General features: G+C 65.3%; 21 protein-coding genes. 4 read left to right on the top strand and 17 right to left on the bottom strand.

Annotated elements, in window-relative coordinates; genetic code table 11:
• Nucleotides 1–25 precede the first annotated feature (25 nt).
• Nucleotides 26–1,363 (top strand): glucosylglycerate hydrolase, encoded by a 1,338-nt coding sequence (ggh, locus tag ACSYG9_RS09865; protein WP_454842279.1) that lies wholly within the window; start codon nt 26–28, stop codon nt 1,361–1,363.
• Nucleotides 1,364–1,448: 85 nt separating this feature from the next.
• Here ggh and ACSYG9_RS09860 read toward each other — a convergent pair whose 3' ends face one another.
• From ACSYG9_RS09860 to ACSYG9_RS09845, 4 genes are all read right to left on the bottom strand, one after another.
• On the bottom strand, nt 1,449–3,530 hold the full coding sequence (locus ACSYG9_RS09860; RefSeq protein WP_440126988.1) for a PhoX family protein: 2,082 nt from the start codon (nt 3,528–3,530) through the stop codon (nt 1,449–1,451).
• A 101-nt stretch (nt 3,531–3,631) separates the two neighbouring features.
• A complete protein-coding gene (locus ACSYG9_RS09855) occupies nt 3,632–4,816 on the bottom strand; it encodes an alpha/beta fold hydrolase (protein WP_440126987.1) in 1,185 nt (394 codons plus the stop codon).
• Nucleotides 4,817–4,922: 106 nt separating this feature from the next.
• Complete coding sequence (locus ACSYG9_RS09850; protein WP_440126986.1) at nt 4,923–5,717, bottom strand: LLM class F420-dependent oxidoreductase; 795 nt, start codon at nt 5,715–5,717, stop codon at nt 4,923–4,925.
• Nucleotides 5,714–6,970 (bottom strand): glycosyltransferase 87 family protein, encoded by a 1,257-nt coding sequence (locus ACSYG9_RS09845; RefSeq protein WP_454842276.1) that lies wholly within the window; start codon nt 6,968–6,970, stop codon nt 5,714–5,716. Before ACSYG9_RS09845 ends, ACSYG9_RS09850 begins: the two co-directional genes overlap by 4 nt.
• A gap of 93 nt (nt 6,971–7,063) precedes the next feature.
• Between ACSYG9_RS09845 and ACSYG9_RS09840 the strand changes: the two genes are divergently transcribed.
• Entirely contained in the window at nt 7,064–7,540 is a 477-nt protein-coding gene (locus tag ACSYG9_RS09840) for a nitroreductase family deazaflavin-dependent oxidoreductase (RefSeq protein WP_454842274.1), read from the top strand.
• Between the two features lie 12 nt (nt 7,541–7,552).
• Here ACSYG9_RS09840 and ACSYG9_RS09835 read toward each other — a convergent pair whose 3' ends face one another.
• Entirely contained in the window at nt 7,553–8,185 is a 633-nt protein-coding gene (locus tag ACSYG9_RS09835) for a TetR family transcriptional regulator (protein ID WP_440126983.1), read from the bottom strand.
• A 122-nt stretch (nt 8,186–8,307) separates the two neighbouring features.
• Between ACSYG9_RS09835 and ACSYG9_RS09830 the strand changes: the two genes are divergently transcribed.
• Nucleotides 8,308–9,477 (top strand): acyl-CoA dehydrogenase family protein, encoded by a 1,170-nt coding sequence (locus ACSYG9_RS09830; protein ID WP_440126982.1) that lies wholly within the window; start codon nt 8,308–8,310, stop codon nt 9,475–9,477.
• Between the two features lie 10 nt (nt 9,478–9,487).
• The gene (locus tag ACSYG9_RS09825; RefSeq protein ID WP_454842271.1) at nt 9,488–10,624 is read left to right on the top strand and encodes an acyl-CoA dehydrogenase family protein; all 1,137 of its coding nucleotides are present in this window, start codon (nt 9,488–9,490) and stop codon (nt 10,622–10,624) included.
• Nucleotides 10,625–10,635: 11 nt separating this feature from the next.
• Here ACSYG9_RS09825 and ACSYG9_RS09820 read toward each other — a convergent pair whose 3' ends face one another.
• The 12 genes from ACSYG9_RS09820 to ACSYG9_RS09765 form a co-directional block, all read right to left on the bottom strand.
• Complete coding sequence (locus ACSYG9_RS09820) at nt 10,636–10,929, bottom strand: gas vesicle protein K (RefSeq protein ID WP_454842269.1); 294 nt, start codon at nt 10,927–10,929, stop codon at nt 10,636–10,638.
• Nucleotides 10,922–11,152 (bottom strand): gas vesicle protein GvpJ, encoded by a 231-nt coding sequence (locus ACSYG9_RS09815; RefSeq protein WP_440126979.1) that lies wholly within the window; start codon nt 11,150–11,152, stop codon nt 10,922–10,924. Before ACSYG9_RS09815 ends, ACSYG9_RS09820 begins: the two co-directional genes overlap by 8 nt.
• Nucleotides 11,149–11,937: a GvpL/GvpF family gas vesicle protein gene (locus ACSYG9_RS09810; protein ID WP_440126978.1), complete on the bottom strand. Its 789-nt coding sequence runs from the start codon at nt 11,935–11,937 to the stop codon at nt 11,149–11,151. The genes ACSYG9_RS09815 and ACSYG9_RS09810 overlap by 4 nt, the downstream gene beginning before the upstream one ends.
• Entirely contained in the window at nt 11,930–12,325 is a 396-nt protein-coding gene (locus ACSYG9_RS09805; RefSeq protein ID WP_440126977.1) for a gas vesicle protein GvpJ, read from the bottom strand. The genes ACSYG9_RS09810 and ACSYG9_RS09805 overlap by 8 nt, the downstream gene beginning before the upstream one ends.
• A complete protein-coding gene (gvpO, locus tag ACSYG9_RS09800) occupies nt 12,322–12,618 on the bottom strand; it encodes a gas vesicle protein GvpO (protein ID WP_440126976.1) in 297 nt (98 codons plus the stop codon). Before gvpO ends, ACSYG9_RS09805 begins: the two co-directional genes overlap by 4 nt.
• A gap of 4 nt (nt 12,619–12,622) precedes the next feature.
• Nucleotides 12,623–12,877: a gas vesicle protein GvpG gene (locus ACSYG9_RS09795; RefSeq protein ID WP_440126975.1), complete on the bottom strand. Its 255-nt coding sequence runs from the start codon at nt 12,875–12,877 to the stop codon at nt 12,623–12,625.
• A gap of 2 nt (nt 12,878–12,879) precedes the next feature.
• The gene (locus ACSYG9_RS09790) at nt 12,880–13,680 is read right to left on the bottom strand and encodes a GvpL/GvpF family gas vesicle protein (protein ID WP_440126974.1); all 801 of its coding nucleotides are present in this window, start codon (nt 13,678–13,680) and stop codon (nt 12,880–12,882) included.
• Nucleotides 13,681–14,091 carry a gas vesicle protein GvpJ gene (gene gvpJ, locus ACSYG9_RS09785; protein ID WP_440126973.1) on the bottom strand — a complete coding sequence of 137 codons (411 nt, stop codon included), beginning with the start codon at nt 14,089–14,091 and terminating at the stop codon, nt 13,681–13,683.
• Complete coding sequence (locus ACSYG9_RS09780; protein ID WP_454842265.1) at nt 14,088–15,215, bottom strand: SRPBCC family protein; 1,128 nt, start codon at nt 15,213–15,215, stop codon at nt 14,088–14,090. The genes gvpJ and ACSYG9_RS09780 overlap by 4 nt, the downstream gene beginning before the upstream one ends.
• 6 nt (nt 15,216–15,221) lie before the next feature.
• The gene (locus ACSYG9_RS09775; RefSeq protein WP_454842264.1) at nt 15,222–15,884 is read right to left on the bottom strand and encodes a hypothetical protein; all 663 of its coding nucleotides are present in this window, start codon (nt 15,882–15,884) and stop codon (nt 15,222–15,224) included.
• A gap of 268 nt (nt 15,885–16,152) precedes the next feature.
• Nucleotides 16,153–16,665, bottom strand: coding sequence for a TIGR04338 family metallohydrolase (locus tag ACSYG9_RS09770; protein ID WP_454842262.1), 513 nt, complete (start codon nt 16,663–16,665; stop codon nt 16,153–16,155).
• On the bottom strand, nt 16,662–17,468 hold the full coding sequence (locus ACSYG9_RS09765) for a DUF2786 domain-containing protein (RefSeq protein WP_454842260.1): 807 nt from the start codon (nt 17,466–17,468) through the stop codon (nt 16,662–16,664). Before ACSYG9_RS09765 ends, ACSYG9_RS09770 begins: the two co-directional genes overlap by 4 nt.
• Nucleotides 17,469–17,511: the final 43 nt, after the last annotated feature.

The raw sequence follows: 17,511 nt of genomic DNA, 5'->3' as shown, positions 1-17,511 counted from the left end.
CGACCGAAAGCCGGAGAATGGGACGATGCCGGACCGCGGATTCACCCCCACCCAGCTCGCCGCACGCGCTGCATATCTACTTCGCGGCAACGACCTGGGCACCATGACCAGCGCTGCGCCCAAGCTGTACCCGCACATGTGGAGCTGGGACGCGGCGTTCGTGTCGATCGGACTGGCTCCGCTGAGTGTGGAGCGCGCCGTAGTCGAGCTCGACACTCTCCTGTCGGCGCAATGGTCGAACGGCATGATCCCGCACATCGTGTTCGCGGGCGGTGTCGACGGATACTTTCCCGGGCCGTCGCGGTGGGAATGCAACCGGCTCGCGGCCCACGCACCGAAAGGGGTACAGACCTCCGGGATCACTCAGCCGCCGGTGCACGCGATCGCTGTCCAGCGCATCCTCGACCACGCTCGTCGACACGGTCGCAGCACCCGCGCGGTCGCCGATGCGTTCCTGGATCGGCGCTGGCCCGATCTGATGCGCTGGCATCGCTGGCTGGCGGAGGCCCGGGACATCGGTGGCAACGGACGTATTGCGATCTTCCACGGATGGGAGTCCGGTATGGACAATTCGCCGCGGTGGGACGCCGCCTACGCGAATGTCGTCGTCGATGCCGTCCCCGAACTCCGTCGCGAGGACCTCGCTCATGTCGCCGATCCGGGTGAGCGACCCAGCGATGTGGAGTACACCCGCTACCTGTATCTGCTCGAGGAGATGAAGGCCGCGCGGTACGAGGACGACGTGCTCGCCGAGACAATGGGTTTCGCAGTGGAGGACGTCTTCGTCAGTGCCGTGTTCGCGTTGTCGTGCGAGGTACTCGCAGAGATCGGTGAGGAAGAGTCGCGCCCCCACGCCGACGTACGGGAACTGCGCGGGTGGGCCGACCGGTTCCGCCGCGGCATCGTCGACTCGGCCGATGCGCGGACGGGCGCAGCGAAGGACTTCGACCTCAGAACCGGGAAGTGGGTGGCCACAGACACCCTCGCGATGTTCGCGCCGCTGATCAGCGGAGGGCTGGAGCGGCCGGTCGAGCGGTCGTTGCTGCGCACCTTCGAAGGCCCGAAGTTCTGCGGCCACCCCGACCTGCGCTACGCGGTGCCAGCGTCCACGTCGCCGGTGTCACTGGACTTCCGGTCGCGGGAGTACTGGCGGGGCCCGGTGTGGCCCGTCATGACGTGGTTGTTCTCGTGGGTGTTCGCGCGCCGCGGCTGGATCGAACGCGCGAACACCCTGCGAGCAGAGGGGCTGCGGCAGGCCAGTGGCGGCTCGTTCGCCGAGTACTACGAGCCGTTCACCGGCGAACCTCTGGGCAGCATGCAGCAATCCTGGACCGCTGCAGCAGTTCTCGACTGGTTGGGCTAGCTGCGCCCCGGCCTTCATGGCCGAATGTCACCCTTGGTCGATTGAACTGCATGAAGGTGACGTTCGGCCATTCGCGGTAGGGCAATCAGACGCCGATCCGGCCTCCGCCACTCTTCCATGCCGCGACCACCGACGGGCGCGGTTGCGAGTCACCGCCATCGGGCCAGTGCGACCCCGGGCTGTCCCACGATGCGTCGTCGGTCTCGCCGGGATGCTGGACACACACCACGACGCGGCCGTCCTGAATGATCGGTCCGCATGTCTCGGCACCGACCGGCACGGTGAGGAACTGCTTCGTCTCACCGCGGCGCGGTCCATCGAGGACCACGGCGAACAGTCCGTCGTTGGAACCGAGTGCGTTTCCGTCGGTGGAGATCCACAGGTTGCCGTGTGGATCGAACGCGAGGTTGTCGGGACACGAAATCGGACTGACCTGGGATTTGTCGAATCCACCGAAGTAGGTGTCGGCGGCGGAAGGGTCGCCGCACACCAACAGGAGATTCCACGTGAACGACGTACCGGCGTGGTCGTCGTCGATCTCGAGCACCTGACCGTTCTTGTTGTTGTTGCGCGGGTTGGCTTCGTCGGCGGCAGCGCCACCGTCGACGCCGCGCTTGGTGTTGTTGGTCAGCGCGACGTAGACCTTGCCGGTGACGGGGTTGGCCTCGAAGTCCTCGGGCCGGTCCATCTTGGTGGCGCCGGCCTTGTCGCCCGCCAAGCGGGTGAACACCGCGACTTCTTCGGCACTCATCCCGTCGACGAGGGATTCGCTCGTGCCGTCCTCGTTCGCGCGCAGCAAGGGAATCCACGTTCCGGTACCTGTGAATGCGCCGCTCTCGGGCAGATCTCCCGAGCCGTCGACGGCATCCGGGTTGTCGCCCTCGAGCACCGCGACGTACAGCGTGCCCGCGTCGAGCAGTGTCATGTTGTGAGCCGTTGCGGCGCGGGAGTTTCCATCCTGCATCTTGCGGGACGAGACGAACTTGTACATGTAGTCGAAGCGCTCGTCGTCGCCGCTGTACGCGACGACCGTTCCGTCACCGGTGACGTGGATGTTGGCTGCTTCGTGCTTGAAGCGGCCGAGCGCTGTGTGCTTGACAGGCGTCGACGTGGCGTCGAAGGGATCGATTTCGACGACCCAGCCGAACCGGTTGACCTCGTTGGGTTCTGCTGCAATATCGAAGCGGCGGTCGAAGCGCTCCCATTTGCGGCCGGAGGCGCCACCTTCGAGTCCGTACCGGGCGAGGCGTTCGGCGCCGGCGGGATCGGTGACCGTCTCGGCGTTCGCGAAGTACTGGTTGAAGTTCTCCTCGCCGGAAAGCACGGTACCCCACGGGGTGACGCCACCCGCACAGTTGTTGAGTGTTCCGGCCACCCGCCTACCGGTGGGGTCGGCGGTGGTCTTCAGCAGGTCGCTGCCCGCTGCCGGGCCTGTGACCAGGAACTCGGTGGTGCCGGTGATGCGCCGGTTGTACTCTCCGAACTCCGGTGTGAGACGCCCGGATCCGGACTCGCCCTTGACCTGGACGACCGACATCCCGTGGTTCGCGATGCCGATGCGGACCTGCTCCTCGGTCGGGTTCTCCTCGTCGTACCCGGCGAACATGAACGGCTCGGTGCTGTATTCGTGGTTGACGACGAGCAGGTACGTGTTCGGGACACCGTCGACGGGCAGCAGGCCGGCGAAATCGTTGTTGAATCCGAACTGTTTCTCCTGCGCTGCTGCAGTCTGGTTGTCGATATCGAAGTCGGGGGCGTCCGGGAGGACCTTGTCGCCCCAGCGGATCACGACTTCCTGCTCGTAGCCCTCGGGCACGGTCACCGCATCGTCGGTGTTGGGAGCGACGGCGACGAAGTCGGTGCCGGCGGGGCTGGGGCCGAGATCGGCGGCACCCTGGGTGCCGCCCTCGGCGGGCGCGGCAGCGGAATCGTCGGAGCATGCGACGAGCGCGCCTCCGGCGCCCACGGCGAGCACGGCCATCGCGCCGCCGCGCAGCACGCCGCGCCGAGACACCGCGTGACGCACGAGGTCTCCGAAGTAGGCGCCGCCGGAGGTGTTGGGCACGTTGTGCGAGCACGCGTCGCCGCACTTGTACTTGCAGGTGATGTTCGAACGCGACGACTTGCCGTCGTGCATGACGATCAGAGGTAAATCTTTGCGGGCCACGGGGCTGTCTCCCTCATCTTCTAGGTACAACCGAGGGACCGTAGAAGCCGGAAGCGTGTCGAAGGCAACGAGAAGGTGAACGCAGTGTGAGTGTTCGAAGATCACGGACCGGCCGGCTCGAATGAGGGCACGCTCCCTGTGTCGTCCTCGTCGTTCTCGCCGGGTCGCAGGTCGATGAACGGTTCGATCCGCTTGGTGATCGCGTCGTTGTAGGCCTCGGGCGCCTGGATCGGGTTGGCGTGCCCGGTGTGATCGAGCTTCGCGACGAGCAGTGTGCCGTCGACTCCGCCGGAGTGGTCGACGAGGGCCTGCTGCGTGTACTCGACGTCCACCACATGATCGTTCGACGCATTCCGTGGCCGCACGAACACGATTGCAGGCCGCACCTTGTCGTCCTGTTCGGCGGCGAGTGCACGCAGACTGTCGGAAGCGCCGGAGGCGACGATCGCCTGGAACTGGGATTCGATCAGACCGTTGCTCGCGGCGTCGGTCGACAGAATCTTGTCGTTCAGCACCTCCTCGACGACGTCGACGAGTTCGGAACCGTCGATGCGCCTGTACCAACGATCCGACGGAAGCACGAACCGGTGCTGGCGTGCCGCGATCTCGACGGTCATCCGCATGATTCGGCTCTCACGGGCTCCGGGTATCCAACCGATCCAGCGCAGCAGGTCCTCCCCCGCATCGCGACTGTCGGCACGTACGGCGTGCAGATCTATCGGTGTGCAGTCGAGGATCACCCCGAGGACGTCGAGAGGCGTGTCCTGATACAGGTGCTGCGCGACCTCGAGCGCGATGATGCCACCCATGCTGTGGCCGGTGAGGATCACCGAGTCGATTCCGAGGGTCTCGGCGCGTGCTGCCACGAGACGGCTCACGACGGCGGTGTCGAGACCGCTGTTGTCGTACTCGACAGCCCACACTTCGCCGAGGCCACTCAGGGCGGGCAGGTGGGATGCGGTGTCCGTGGCGTCGAGATTGCCGAGGCCGACGAGGTCCACCACGGCGGTGTCGCGGTCACCCCGGTCGCGGGCCTCGTAGACCTGATGGATGCGCGGCTGCGTGTCGGCGAGTTGCTCGCGCATCGGCGCAACGTCGAAATGCCAGTACTGCGTGTAGAGCGCAACGAACGGCACGATCGCGATCGCAGTGCGGGCGACGAAGCGGCGCAGCCTGCCGAATCGAACCCAACTGTGGCCGGTGCGGCTGTCACGCAGGCGCCGCCTCCGGCGAGCGTCGTCCCAGTCGCCGGCGGTGCACGGTGGAAGCGTTGGTACATCGGGCATGCACTTTCGATCGTAGAGACGTATCGACGATGCTGCGAAGCGGCGCGGCGTCGGCGCGCCTCAGCGTCTCGGCTCGGCGAGCTGTCGCAAGTGCCACGCCGTCCGATTACGCCAGTCCTGCCACCGGGGGCGGTGAATTCTCGTCGCGCCACTCGATTGCTTCGACCAGCTGGGTCAGGTCGTAGTCAGGGCCTCCGACACCCACGGTGAACAACGTGATGCCCGCGTCGGCGTATGCCGCGGCGTGTTCGAGCCCCGGCCATGGCGCCGACCGTTCGATCTCCGAAGGCGATCGGCCCACATCCGCGCATCGGGCTTCGAGGATCTTCGCCTTCTCGGTGTGGGTGTCGAATTTGCCGAAGCTGTGCCAGATATCGGCGTACTTCGCGACCAGGGGCAGCGTCTTCTTCGGTCCGCCACCACCGATGAGCAGCGGAATGTGCCGGGTGGGCTGTGGGTTGAGCTTGCCGAGCCGGGAGGTGATGCGCGGCAGATTCTCGGCGAGTAGGTCGAGGCGCGACCCCTTGGTGCCGAACTCGTAGCCGTATTCGTCGTAGTCCTTCTCGAACCAGCCGGAGCCGATGCCGAGGATCAGACGACCACCGCTGATGTGGTCGACGGTGCGGGCCATGTCGGCGAGCAGCTCGGGGTTGCGATAGCCGCCACCGGTGACGAGCGCACCGATCTCGACACGTTCGGTCTGCTCGGCCCACGCGCCGAGCATGGTCCAGCATTCGAAGTGGGCGCCGTCGGGATCGCCGGTGAGTGGATAGAAGTGATCCCAGTTGAAGACGATGTCGGCGCCTGCGTCCTCAGCGCGGAGCACGGTGTCGCGGATGACTCGGTAATCCGGCTGGTGTTGGGGCTGGAGTTGGAGACCGATGCGAATGGGGCGTGTCATGCGTCCACGGTAGGCGGATCGGCTTCACGACGCAGCGTGATTCCGGTGGGACGGTTCGTCGCGAGTACGACGACGAGCAGCACCGTGTAGACGATCGGGTACGTGGCTTGGAGCAGGCTTTGCACCACGGGTGAGCCGGGCGTCATGAATATCCCGATCGCCACGACACCGTCGGGATACGACCGGTACCAGGCGAGCAGCGGCACGGCCGCGGCGAACGGCAGAAGGTATCCCCACCATCGCCGCCAGCGCAGTGCCTGATCCAGGCACAGGACGAGCAGCGGGATCACCCACACCCAATGGTGTCCCCACGAGAACGGCGCCACCATCGGGGCGGTGAGTCCTGCGACGGTCAGGCTCAGGAGGCGTTTGCCGTTGCGATGCGCGAGGTATGCCGCCCACAACCCGAGGACTCCGACCGCCCCGGCGCACAGCAGCCACAACCACATGGGGGGATCTTCGGTGTGCAGGGTGCGGGCGAGGATCCCGCGGATCGACTGGTTCGCGGGTGAGGAGATCAGCCCGATCCGCTCCGACCGGATGATGGTGCTGGTCCAGAATCGCCAGGAGTCCGAGAAGATCACGACGAAGCCGAGGAGCACGGTCGCGACGAACGTCGCGGTGGCCACGACCGCGGCGCACCACTGTCGTAAAGCGGCGAGATAGGCGATGAAGAACAGCGGGGTGAGCTTGAGGCCCGCCGCGATCCCGACCCCGATCCCCCGTAGCCGGGAGCGTTCGGGCCTCCCGAGGTCCCACAGCACCAGAACCAGCAGGATGAGATTGACCTGTCCGAGCCAGATGGTCATGCGGACGGGTTCGATCCACGTGAACAGAACCGCGAGAAAGATGCTGATCAGCCTGGTGCGCGCAGAATCCCGGTAGCCGAGTTGCCGCCAGCACAACCACACCGCGAGATACACGAGCACGAGATTGGCCAGGTTGAGCGCGAGTTCCGTGCCGTGGATCGACAGGACCGACAGCGGCAGGAAAGTCAGAGCCGCGAACGGCGGATACGTGAACGGGAGCGCGTCGTGCAGGACGAAGTCGTACAGCGGCTCGGACGTCCGGACGGTTGTGCCGCCGTACCGGTAGACCTCGGCGTCGACGGTGTTGCCGAACAGCCCGTAGAAGGTGTCGAAGCCGAGGAGCCGATCATGCGCTACGAACGCGGCGGCAGCTGCGAGGCCGAGCGCGACAAGCCACCACGAAGGGTGGTTGCGTGCTCGACGTGGCGCACCGCTGTGCTGCATGCCTATCGAAGCTATGCGTGATGGTGCCGCTTCACCCGTAGGGCGCGGGTCGGCGTGTCGACAACAGGGGTGCGAAAGGTGCATGTTGGACGCATGCGTGAGACGGAACCCGCAACACCTCCGAGCGGTATCCGACGTCGGCTCTTCCGGTTGCCGATTCTGTTGTATCGCTGGCACCTCGGTTTTGTGCTCGGCCGCCGTTTTCTGCTTCTCGAGCACAAGGGCCGCAAGACCGGGAAGCACCGGTACGTCGTGCTCGAGGTCGTCAACCACGACAACACTCGAGACGGATTCGTCGTCGCGGTCGGTTTCGGAGCGGAGTCGGACTGGTACCGCAATCTGCGCGCCGATCCGCATGTGCGGGTCGAGTCGGGACGCGAGCGGGTCGCGGTCACTGCCGAATTACTCGAGCCCGACGAAGGCGCGGAATTCTTCGTGCACTATGCGGACAAGCACCGACGTATCGCGACGACGTTGTCCGCGACGATGGGATTCGAGGTCGACGGCAGCGACGACGACTTCCGTGAGGCGGGGCGCCGGATCCGGTTCGTCCGATTGCGGCGGGTGTGACTCCCGGCCGGATCACCGGGTGTCGAGTGCTGCGTACTGCAGGGTGAGTCCCGACAGGAAGGTTTCGAGTACCAGTTCGAAGCTGTCCTGGTCGATTTCGGCGGCGTACTCGCGGAGCCGATGCGCCTGCGACAGATGCGGATAGCGTTCGTTGTAGGTGTCGATGTCGTCGATGAATCCGCCGGCGAACGAGGTGATCGCCGAACCGACGACGATGTATTTGATCGATGCCCCGATCATCGTTGCGGTCCGCGGTGGCCAGCCCGCGCGCGTGAGTCCGCCGTGAACGGCGTCGGCGCGGTCGAGGGCGACGGGGCGGTCGCTCGGGCCGTACGCAAGAAAAGGAACCATGTTGGGGTGGGCGGCAAGGGCATCGCGATAGGAAGTCGCCCAGGTGCGGAGGGCGCCCTGCCAGTCGTCGCTCGCGAAGCCGCTCACGTCGACACTTACGGCGATGGTGCTCGCGATGTCGTCGAGTAGTTCGTCCTTGTTGGCGTAGTGGCTGTACAGGGAGGGGGCGCGCACGCCGAGTTCGGTGGCGATCTTGCGCATCGACAGACTGTCGAGTCCGTGTTCGTCGACGAGACGCAACGTGGTGTCGCGGATGAGTTCCCGGCTCAGGATCGGGGTGCGTGGCCGCGCCATGCGCGTCTCCTTCCGGCCGCCGTACTGGACAACCTTACAGTGTCAGGTTACCGTTCGAAGGTACCCGACAACCAGCGTTCGCGCTGGTCTCCCTACCGGCACAACCGTGACAGAGGGCCACCATGAATCTGAAGCTCACCGACGACGAGCGTGCGTTCCGCGATGAACTGCGCACCTTCTACACCACGGAATTCCCCGCCGAGCTGCGAGAGAAGGTCGCGGCCGGTAAATCTCTGGGCAAGGACGAGTTCGTCCGGAGTCAGCAGATCCTGAACGCGCACGGCCTGGCGGTCCCGAACTGGCCCGTCGAGTGGGGCGGCAAGGACTGGACCCCGGTGCAGCGGAACATCTGGCTCACCGAGATGCAGCTCGCGTCGGTTCCCGAGCCGCTTCCGTTCAACGCCTCCATGATCGGCCCAGTGCTTGCGCAGTTCGCGTCGCAGGAGATGAAGGAGCGCTTCCTTCCGGCGACGGCGAACCTCGACATCTGGTGGTGTCAGGGATTCTCCGAGCCGGAGGCCGGTTCCGACCTCGCCTCGCTCAAGACCCGTGCGGTGCGCGACGGTGCCGACTACATCGTCAACGGTCAGAAGACCTGGACGACGCTGGGGCAGCACGCCGACTGGATCTTCTGCCTGGTCCGCACCAACCCCGACGTCAAGAAACAGGCGGGCATCTCGATGCTCCTGATCGACATGTCGACCCCCGGCATCACCGTGCGACCGATCAAATTGATCGACGGCAGCTACGAGGTCAACGAGGTCTTCTTCGAGGACGTGCGAGTGCCCGCCGAGAACCTCGTCGGTGAGGAGAATGCGGGCTGGACGTACGCGAAGTTCCTGCTCGGCAACGAACGTATCGGCATCACTCGTGTCGGAGCCACCAAGGTCAAGTTGGCGCGTGCCAAGAGTTTCGCCGCGCAAACCCGGCTCGGCGAGAGCACGCTCCTCGATGACCCCCTGTTCGCCGCCCGCCTCGCCGAACTCGAGAACGAGCTGATCGCTCTCGAGCTGACTCAGCTGCGGGTCGTCGCCAGCTCGTCCGACGGTAAGCCGAATCCCGCATCCTCGCTGCTCAAGATGCGTGGTTCGGAACTTCAGCAGGCCGCCACCGAACTCCTCGTCGACATCGCCGGTCCGGATTCGCTCCCCACCGATTCCGACGACATCGATTCGCCGGAGTGGGCGCAGCTCACCACAGGGACCTACCTCAACAACCGCAAGGTGACCATCTACGGCGGGTCGAGCGAAGTGCAGCGTTCGATCATTGCTTCCTCGATTCTCGGACTGTGAGGCCAAGGACATGAACTTCGATCTCGATACCGAACAGGATCTGCTCCGCAAGACCGTCCGTGACCTGCTCGCCGACACGTACGACGTGGAGACCCGCAACCGCGTGGCAGAAGACGATCTCGGCTGGAGCCGCGAATTGTGGCAACAGCTTGCCGAACTCGGTGTGCTCGGCCTGCCGTTCCCCGAGAAGCACGGGGGGATGGGTGCCGGGCCCGTCGAGGTGATGGCCGTCGCGACCGAACTCGGCGCGGCCCTGGCTCCCGAACCGGTGCTCGCTGCCGTGTACCTGCCCGGCGGGCTCGTCGCGGAGGTCGGAAGCGACGACCAGCGGGGCGACTTCCTTCCGCGCCTGTCCGAAGGAACGCTGTTGATGGCGTTCGCGCACGACGAGCCCGGAACCCGTTGGCCGTCCACGTCCGTCACCACCACCGCTGTGGCCGACGGTGAGCAGTGGTCTCTCACCGGCCGCAAGAACCCTGTGCTCCACGGTGATTGCGCCGAGACGCTGATCGTCTCGGCGCAGCTGCCCGACGGTGGGACGGGTCTGTTCGTCGTCTCCGCCGAAGCCGAAGGGCTCACCCGCACGTCGTACCGAACGAACGACGAGCGCCGCGGTGCGCAGTTCGTGCTCGACGGTGTCGCGGCCGTCCCCCTCGGTGAAGCAGGCGACGCATCGTCCGCGATCGTCGCGGCACAGGTCAGGGCGCAAGCGGTGCTGTGCGCCGAGGCGACCGGTGCACTCGAGCGTGCGGTGTACTCCACCGCCGACTACCTGAAGCAGCGCAAGCAGTTCGGTGTGCCGCTCGCGACATTCCAGGCCCTGACACACCGCGCCGCCGACATGTACGTGCAGTACGAACTGGCGGCGAGCATGAGCCTGTACGCGACCATGGCGCTGGCAGACGGCATCGTCGATCCGGTGATTGCTTCGCGTGCGAAACTGCAGGTCGGCCGGTCGGCCCGTAAGGTCGGGCAGGATGCCGTCCAGATGCACGGTGGTATCGGCGTGACGGCCGAACACTCGATCGGGCACTACCTGAGCAGGCTCACTGCGATCGAACACACCCTCGGCACGATGGACGACCATCTGCGCGTCCTCGCCGCCGGCGTCGGCGACTACGAACGGGTCGAGATCACCGGAATGTGAGTGGGACGGGCTCACTCCCGCGGCAACAGCGTGCCCAGCGGGCCGAGATCGATGTTCAGATCCTCGGGAGTGAGACCGAAATGCTCACGCAGTTCGGTCATCCGGTCCTCGAGGAGCATCAACGTCGTTCCGATGCGTTCGATCTGCTCGTCGTCGAGATCACCGGCGTCCACCCGATGCAACGCCTGCCGTTCCATGAGCTGACGGAGCAGTTCGACCAGCGTGAGGACAAGGGTCACCAGGCCCCGTTCCACCGATTCGGGATCTGCATCGATCCGGGCCGGAATCCGGGCGGCCTCATCCACGGGTCTGCCCCGCGTGTCGTGGCACCGGCGGTTCGATGCCCGTCACCGACACCGTGCTGATCGACGAGATCAGAGCGCGGAGCGAAATCTGAACCAGATCGACATCGGCAATCGAAAGCGTGACATCACCGGAGATCACTACACCACCGGCCAGCACACGATCGAGCAGATCGATGAGAGCGATCCGGCGGTCCTCGTCGATCGACCCATCGGCGTATCTCACGGCGACACCTTCTCGGCACCTGCAAATGAATACGGTGGCCACGGACCGGTGAGCTCGAGCCGGATCCCCTGGTGGCGAGCGTCGAGTTCGTGTACCACTGCGGCGAAGTCATCGGTCCGGTCGTCGTCGACGAGATAGGTGCCGTTGAGCACCATCCATTCATGGTTGCCGCGGAGCGCCGGATCCGTCGGGGGTTGTCGACGACCGGCGGCCGCCGCACGTACGAGCTGCTCGTGGATGTCGTCGGTCCGCGCCGCAGCTTCCCTCTCGAGGGTCTCCTGCGCGGCCAGCTGCGCGCGGCGGCGCAGGAGATAGGCGGTGCCCGAGCCCGGTTCGGCACCGGCCGTGCGCGCCTCGGCGATCGTCGAGGTCAGGACCTTCCGGTCGGCGAACGCCTTCACGCCCCACTCGGTCCGGCCTTCGACGAGCACCAGCGCAGAACGGAACTCCTCGCGATGCTGTTCGAGAAGATCTCGTACCCGGCTGTCGTCGAGAGCCACTGTCGCCAGGCGCAAGGGCACCACGGCCCCGTGGCGCGCCACTCGCGACACCACGGCGTCGTGGGCTCGCGCCACTGCTTCGAGCCACGCCATGTCCTCCAGATTGCGGGCGAGCGCCGATTCCCCGAACTGGGCCAGCGGGACGGTCCCCACCACGGCCGCCAGGTCCGAGTGTTCGACTGTGCGCACCGGTTCCCCCGAGACACCGGTCATGTCTCCGCCCTCGTGAGTGTGTGAGCCCGCGGGGGCAACGGCATACATCCACACTCCGGTTGTCTCAGTCACGGTTCCGCTCGTCCATGGATTCCGGCTCGCGGGATTCGGGTAGTGCGTGGCGCGACTCCAGTTCGGCAATTCGTTCACGTAGTTTCCGGTTCTCGATCTCGAGGTCCGGTTTCGGAGAGTCCAGCTCACGATTGCGAGCCTTGCTGCTCAACCATGGATCGCTTTCCCACCAGTCGATTCCGACGGATTTCGCCGTCTCGAGCGACGCGATGACCAGCCGGAGCTTGATGGTGAGGAGTTCGATGTCGAGCAGGTTGACCTGGATGTCGCCTGCGATGACAAGACCTTTGTCGAGCACGCGTTCGAGGATGTCACCGAGGTTGGTGGACTGGTGGCCACCACCGTACGGCCTTGCAGACATGCCACCGCCCCCGCCCACGACGGTCATGCGCCTGCCCTCGTTCCGGTGTCTCCTGCTCCGCGTCCGTAGCGTCGGGTTCGCCGGTACGCCAACAGGACACCGTCCAGATCGATTTCCACCTCGTACAATGCGAGCATGTCGGCCGACGACGGAATACGTCGGTCCTCGACGACTTCCACCTCCACGACCCAGCCGTCGTCGGTGGGTTCGACCGAGGTGACCCCCTGCGGCACTTTCGATGTCAATTCTTCGAGATGAGCGAGGGCTGCCGCGGCAGCCTGCGCTGCCGAGATTGCGGGGGGTCCGGTGTCGGTCGCCACGACGTCACTCCCTCCTCCTGTCCGCGGCGGATGCGTCAGGCGTCATCATCCGGTTCAGGACTTCCTGCTGCGCATCGTCCATCTGCTGTTGTGTGAGTTCTCCCGCCTGCCAGGCCTGCTCGATCTGTTCGAGTTCGCGTCGCATGTTCGCCGGATCATGCATCTGCTGCTCGACCTGTTCCTGAATGACCTCCCCGAGCCACAAGACGCCCTTGATCGGAGCGAGCGGCAGGGTGAGCAGAGATGTCACGAGTCCCATGATCAGTGCTCCTGCGCTTCGGGTTTCGTCACGAAGTCGTATGCTGCCATGGGCCCGAGGAGGGTCGTGTCGACGCGGCCCTCCCACTCGCGTGCGAGATCTGCAAGGGCCTGCTCGAGGTCCTCCTGTTTCCCGAGTTCCACGAGCACGGCTATGTGGACCGCGGTCTGCTCGTGGTCGGGCTGCCGTTCGTTGACCATCGGTTCGAGCGAATCGAGTGCTTCGACTGTGCGTCGGGTGTCCTCGGCACGTTTGGATTCGATTGCTCCGTTGATGATTTCGCCCAGCGACATGCGCGCCTCGCGGGTGGCGTCCTCGGGCTGCCCACGAATCTGCTCGCGTAGCTGCGCGGCTTCGGGATTCTCGTCGAGGATCTCCTGCAGGATCGCCTTCTCGGAATAGCGTCCCTTGATCACGAACTGTGCGAGCCCCTCGAGCTGGTCCAGCGCCGAGGCGAGTTCCTCCGCGTTGCCTTCGAGTAGTTCGCGGGTCACCGCATCGCGGTCGGTGAGTACCGCACCGAACCTGAGCGGAAGCACAGGCGCGACGGCAACCGTTCCGTCGAGCAGGGCCGCGTGCGCCTTCAGGTCGTCCGGTGTGCCGAGGGCGCGGTCGGTGGGGATCTCGCTCACGAGAGCGGCCACCTTTGCGCTACGTACCACCGAAACCTCGCTGGGCGGGTCGCCGACACCGGTCGCGTGTCCCTCCGGTTCCACATCGGCCGGCACGATGCCGTACACGTAGAACGCAGTTCCCGAATCATTTTCGGAAGCCGTGCTTTGCTCGGTCCGCTCGGTGGACATCTAGTCCTCCCTCTTGCGCGCGCGAGATGCCGGCTGTCGTTGTTGCTGCACATCGCCGAGGAAGTCGCTCACTTTCTCCCCGGCGGCCTCGAGCGCCCCCTTCGTCTTGTGTTTGGCTCCACCTTCGGTGATGTCGCCGACGAGATCCGGTAATCCCTTCGGTTCGTTGTCGGAGATCTCGAGCCGGTTCACCGCTTCCGCGAATCGCAGATAGGTATCGACACTCGCCACCACCACGCGGGCGTCGATCGTGAGTAGTTCGATACCGACCAGCGAGACTCGTACGAACGCGTCGATGACGAGTCCCTTGTCGAGAATCGTGTCGATGACGTCGGCGAGGCCCGAGGAGTTCGGACGTGCCATAGTGCCGCCACCGCCACCGCCGGCGCCACCAGCGGGCTGGATCGTCATGATTCCTCATCTCGGTCCGCATCGGACTCCGCAGGCCTGCGTGTGCGTCGTGGTGCACGTTCGCGTGTCTTCCGTCGAGGCTGCTTCTCCTCGGCTGTGTCTTCCTCCGGTTCGGTTTCGTCGGATTCGACGTCCTCGTCCCCGGCGGTATCTTCTTCCTCCTGGCGTGCGGTCTCGTCGTCCTTGACCACCTCGCTGTCCTGTATTTCTCCGTGCCAGCCGACAACGTCATCGGGATGCAGTACGGCCTCGGTCGTCACGAACCGTTGAAAGTGCTTGAGTTCCAATCGTGCCCGCCGTCCTACGGCCCGCCAGAGATTCGCGGTACGTTCGAACAGGCCGTGGGGGTGATACTCGAGAACCATGATGATCCGGGTGAGGTCCGGGGTCAGCTCGTGGAACGTGACCGCGCCGTCGATGTAACCCTTTCCGCCCTTGGAACGCCACACGATCCGCTCGAACGGGATCTGCTCGACAATCGTCGATTCCCAGGTCCGTCGCGACCAGAACACCTTTCCGGTCCACTGCAGTTTCTCGTCCTCGCTCTGTTCGACCTGCTCGACCTTCTTCATGAACTTGGGCCAGTCGGCGAACTGCGTCCACTGGTCGTATGCCAATTCGAGAGGTACCCCTACGTCGATGTGTTCGACGATGTTGGTGAGCTTGATCTTCTTGCCGCCGCCTCCCTTGCCCTTACCTCCGGTGACCGCCTCTTTGACGTCTTCGAACTTGTCCTTCGCGGCATGCTTGAGGCTTTCGAACCCGGCACTCGCGGCCGCTTTCATCGGCGATTCACCCTGCGCGAGTTTGTCGACGCCGGTCAGGGCGCTCGCAAGGTTGCCGCCGCGTCCCTCCGCGTAGTCGTGCAGCCGACCGGTGGCGCCGATCACGCGGTCCGACACCTTGGACAAGGCGGACTCCGCGACGGTGCCGGCCAGGTTCTGTAGCGACTCCTGTAGCCGGGCGGTCGGGCTGTCCGCTCCGCTCTTGCCCGCTGATGCCGCCTTCTTCGCTGTTCCGGTTACCGCGCGACCCGTCCGGCCCGCTGCCTTCGTTGCGGTCTTCCCCGCTGTGCCCACTGCGTCGGCCACGTCGGTGGGTGCGTCCTTCAACGACTTCGCCATCGGACTTCACCTTCTCGTGCGGCGCACCGGAGCGCGGCCGGATGTGGTCGACTCGGCGCGTGCAGTGCGTGCACGGGGGCGTCGAGGAGGACTCTCGGTCTCGTCCGACTCGGAGGACTGGGACGCTGCGGTCTTCCGTGTCGCGCGGGGGCGGGTAGAGCGCTTGCGGGGGGCCGGACGTTCGGGTTCGGGCTCTTCGTCTTCTGTCGTGTCGTCTTCTGCCGTGTCGTCTTCGATGTATTCGTCCGGGTCTTCCTCGGCGCCGTCGGCTTCCTCGGCGTCGTCGTTCTCCTGATCGTGCTCTCGGTCGTCCTCGCGGTCTTCGCTGTACTCGCGATCGTCGTCCCCTTCGGGTTCCTCATCGGCCGAAGGTCTGGCAGTTCGGTCCTGCAGTCGTTCGTTGAGGGCATCTATGCGGGTGCTTGCTGCGGTGACGGCGGCCGCGCGTGCTGCACTCATCAGTTCTCCGCGAACGGATTCGGTGATCTTGTGTATCTCAGGGGACGAGCTGAGCATGGAGGTTCCACGCTGTAGGAGTTCCTGAGGACTGCTGGGCAGTTTGCCTGTGAGGCCGGCACCGGCGAGCATCAAGGCCAGTCGCATCTTCTTCGTGCGGCCGAGGAAGTATCCGATCCCCACACCTACAGCGACTCGTACTCCTGGATTCATCACTGTTCTCCTTCGCGGGTATGACGCGCCGCGGTGTGAGCTGCTATCGCTGAATCACTGCGTAATACGCCCGACATGAAATGTGATGTACACCACAATACGGCAAATTCGAGAAAATTTGCGCACCCGTATGAGCAAGAAGAGGGGTGTGAGGGTGTATCTGTCCGAATGGACCAATCGGTATGTTTACCTACGTTTTTCGAGCGATCGTCCACTCCAGGAAGGAGGGCGAAGGTAATGACCGAGTGCCGATCCGGTCAAGTTCTCGTCATCTCCCGGTGATGCCACTGGCTCGCAGTACAAACGCCGCCTCAGGGCCGACGACCCCCTCGACCAGTGTCAGGAACCGGTCGACGAACGCGGGTCCGTGGGCCGCTTCGGTCGGATCGTCCGGATCCTGCGGATCGAGGTGATGTGCGAGCTCGTGCAACACCACGAGCTCGCGGAATGCCCACGCTCGATTGTCGCGATACACAGGCAGTGCGATGGTTGCGCAGTCGCTTTCGTAGTGCGCGGCGGTATTCCCCGAGCGGGCGCGGACCCGTACGGGCAGTGCGGCGCGAGGCCAGTACGCGCGCACCCAATTGAGTGCCAGTACCTTGTCGACGTACTGCTGCGCGGACTCGAGCGATGCGAAACGCCGTTCGATCGGCAAGGTGACGTGGGACCCGGCCACTTCGACGGCGCGCAAACCGCGCTCGTCCGCGAGATCGAACATGCGCCGGACGAGCGACTCTGCCTCGTACACAGACGTTCTCTGTGTATCGCGCACCTTGGTCACGATTCCAGCCTCCTCGCGGCAGGTGGCAGTTCGGGTGAGCCGCCGAGTCGCGCCGTGCGCCCGGCGCGGTCGCCGGCGCGTTGCGCGTCGGTGGATCGCGTCGCCACACGGTTCCCCCGCCAGCTTCCTCGCGCCTGCGAAGTCGTGCGGTAGAAATCGCGCAACTCGAGTTCCTTGCCGCGAAGGACGAGGGCGGTGCCGGGCGTCGATTCCTCGGCTTCGCGCTCGGTGTCCTGTTTCGCTTCGGCGAGGCGCGCACCGATTCGCGCGGCGAACGCCGACTGGAAGTTCAGGCGTGCGGTGACGCCCGCGACGGGTTTGCGCACCTTTGTGCGGACCTGTCGGCCTCCGCGACGTTCGATCACCGTCTGCACCGTCGTCTCGTCCTTGTAGGTGCCCGAGCGCAGGTAGGCGTCGGAGGCGCGCACCATCTGCACCAGCAGCGACGAGTAGAGGGCCTCACAGACGTCGATGTCGGCGGCGAAGCCGTACGCGTAGATCACCGTGGAGGTCGCGGTGATGTCGCACTGCACGTCGTTGGCCGCGGCGATCGCCAGGAACAGCTGCGCATACGTCCGCAGGCCCTTCTTCCCGGCCTCCCCGATGGTGACGAGTCGCTGGACGGGCGCCGCACGACGCTGCCTGGCGGTCGTGTGGGCGCGGGCCACTGCGAGATCGACCGAGGCGGATGTCGCGAGCCGCTGGGCGGCGGCGAGGAAGGCATCGGCCTCGTGTGGATTGTCCGTCGACTCCGCCTGGCGCAGCAGACCGCCGATGCGGGTCAGCATCTTGTCCGAACTCACCCGTCGAGCGTAGAGGGTCGTGCCGACAGCAGCCCGCCGATGC

Source organism: Rhodococcus sp. SJ-2 (assembly GCF_053750035.1).
Note: the sequence above shows the minus strand (reverse complement) of the source record. Positions and strands in the feature narration are given on the sequence as shown.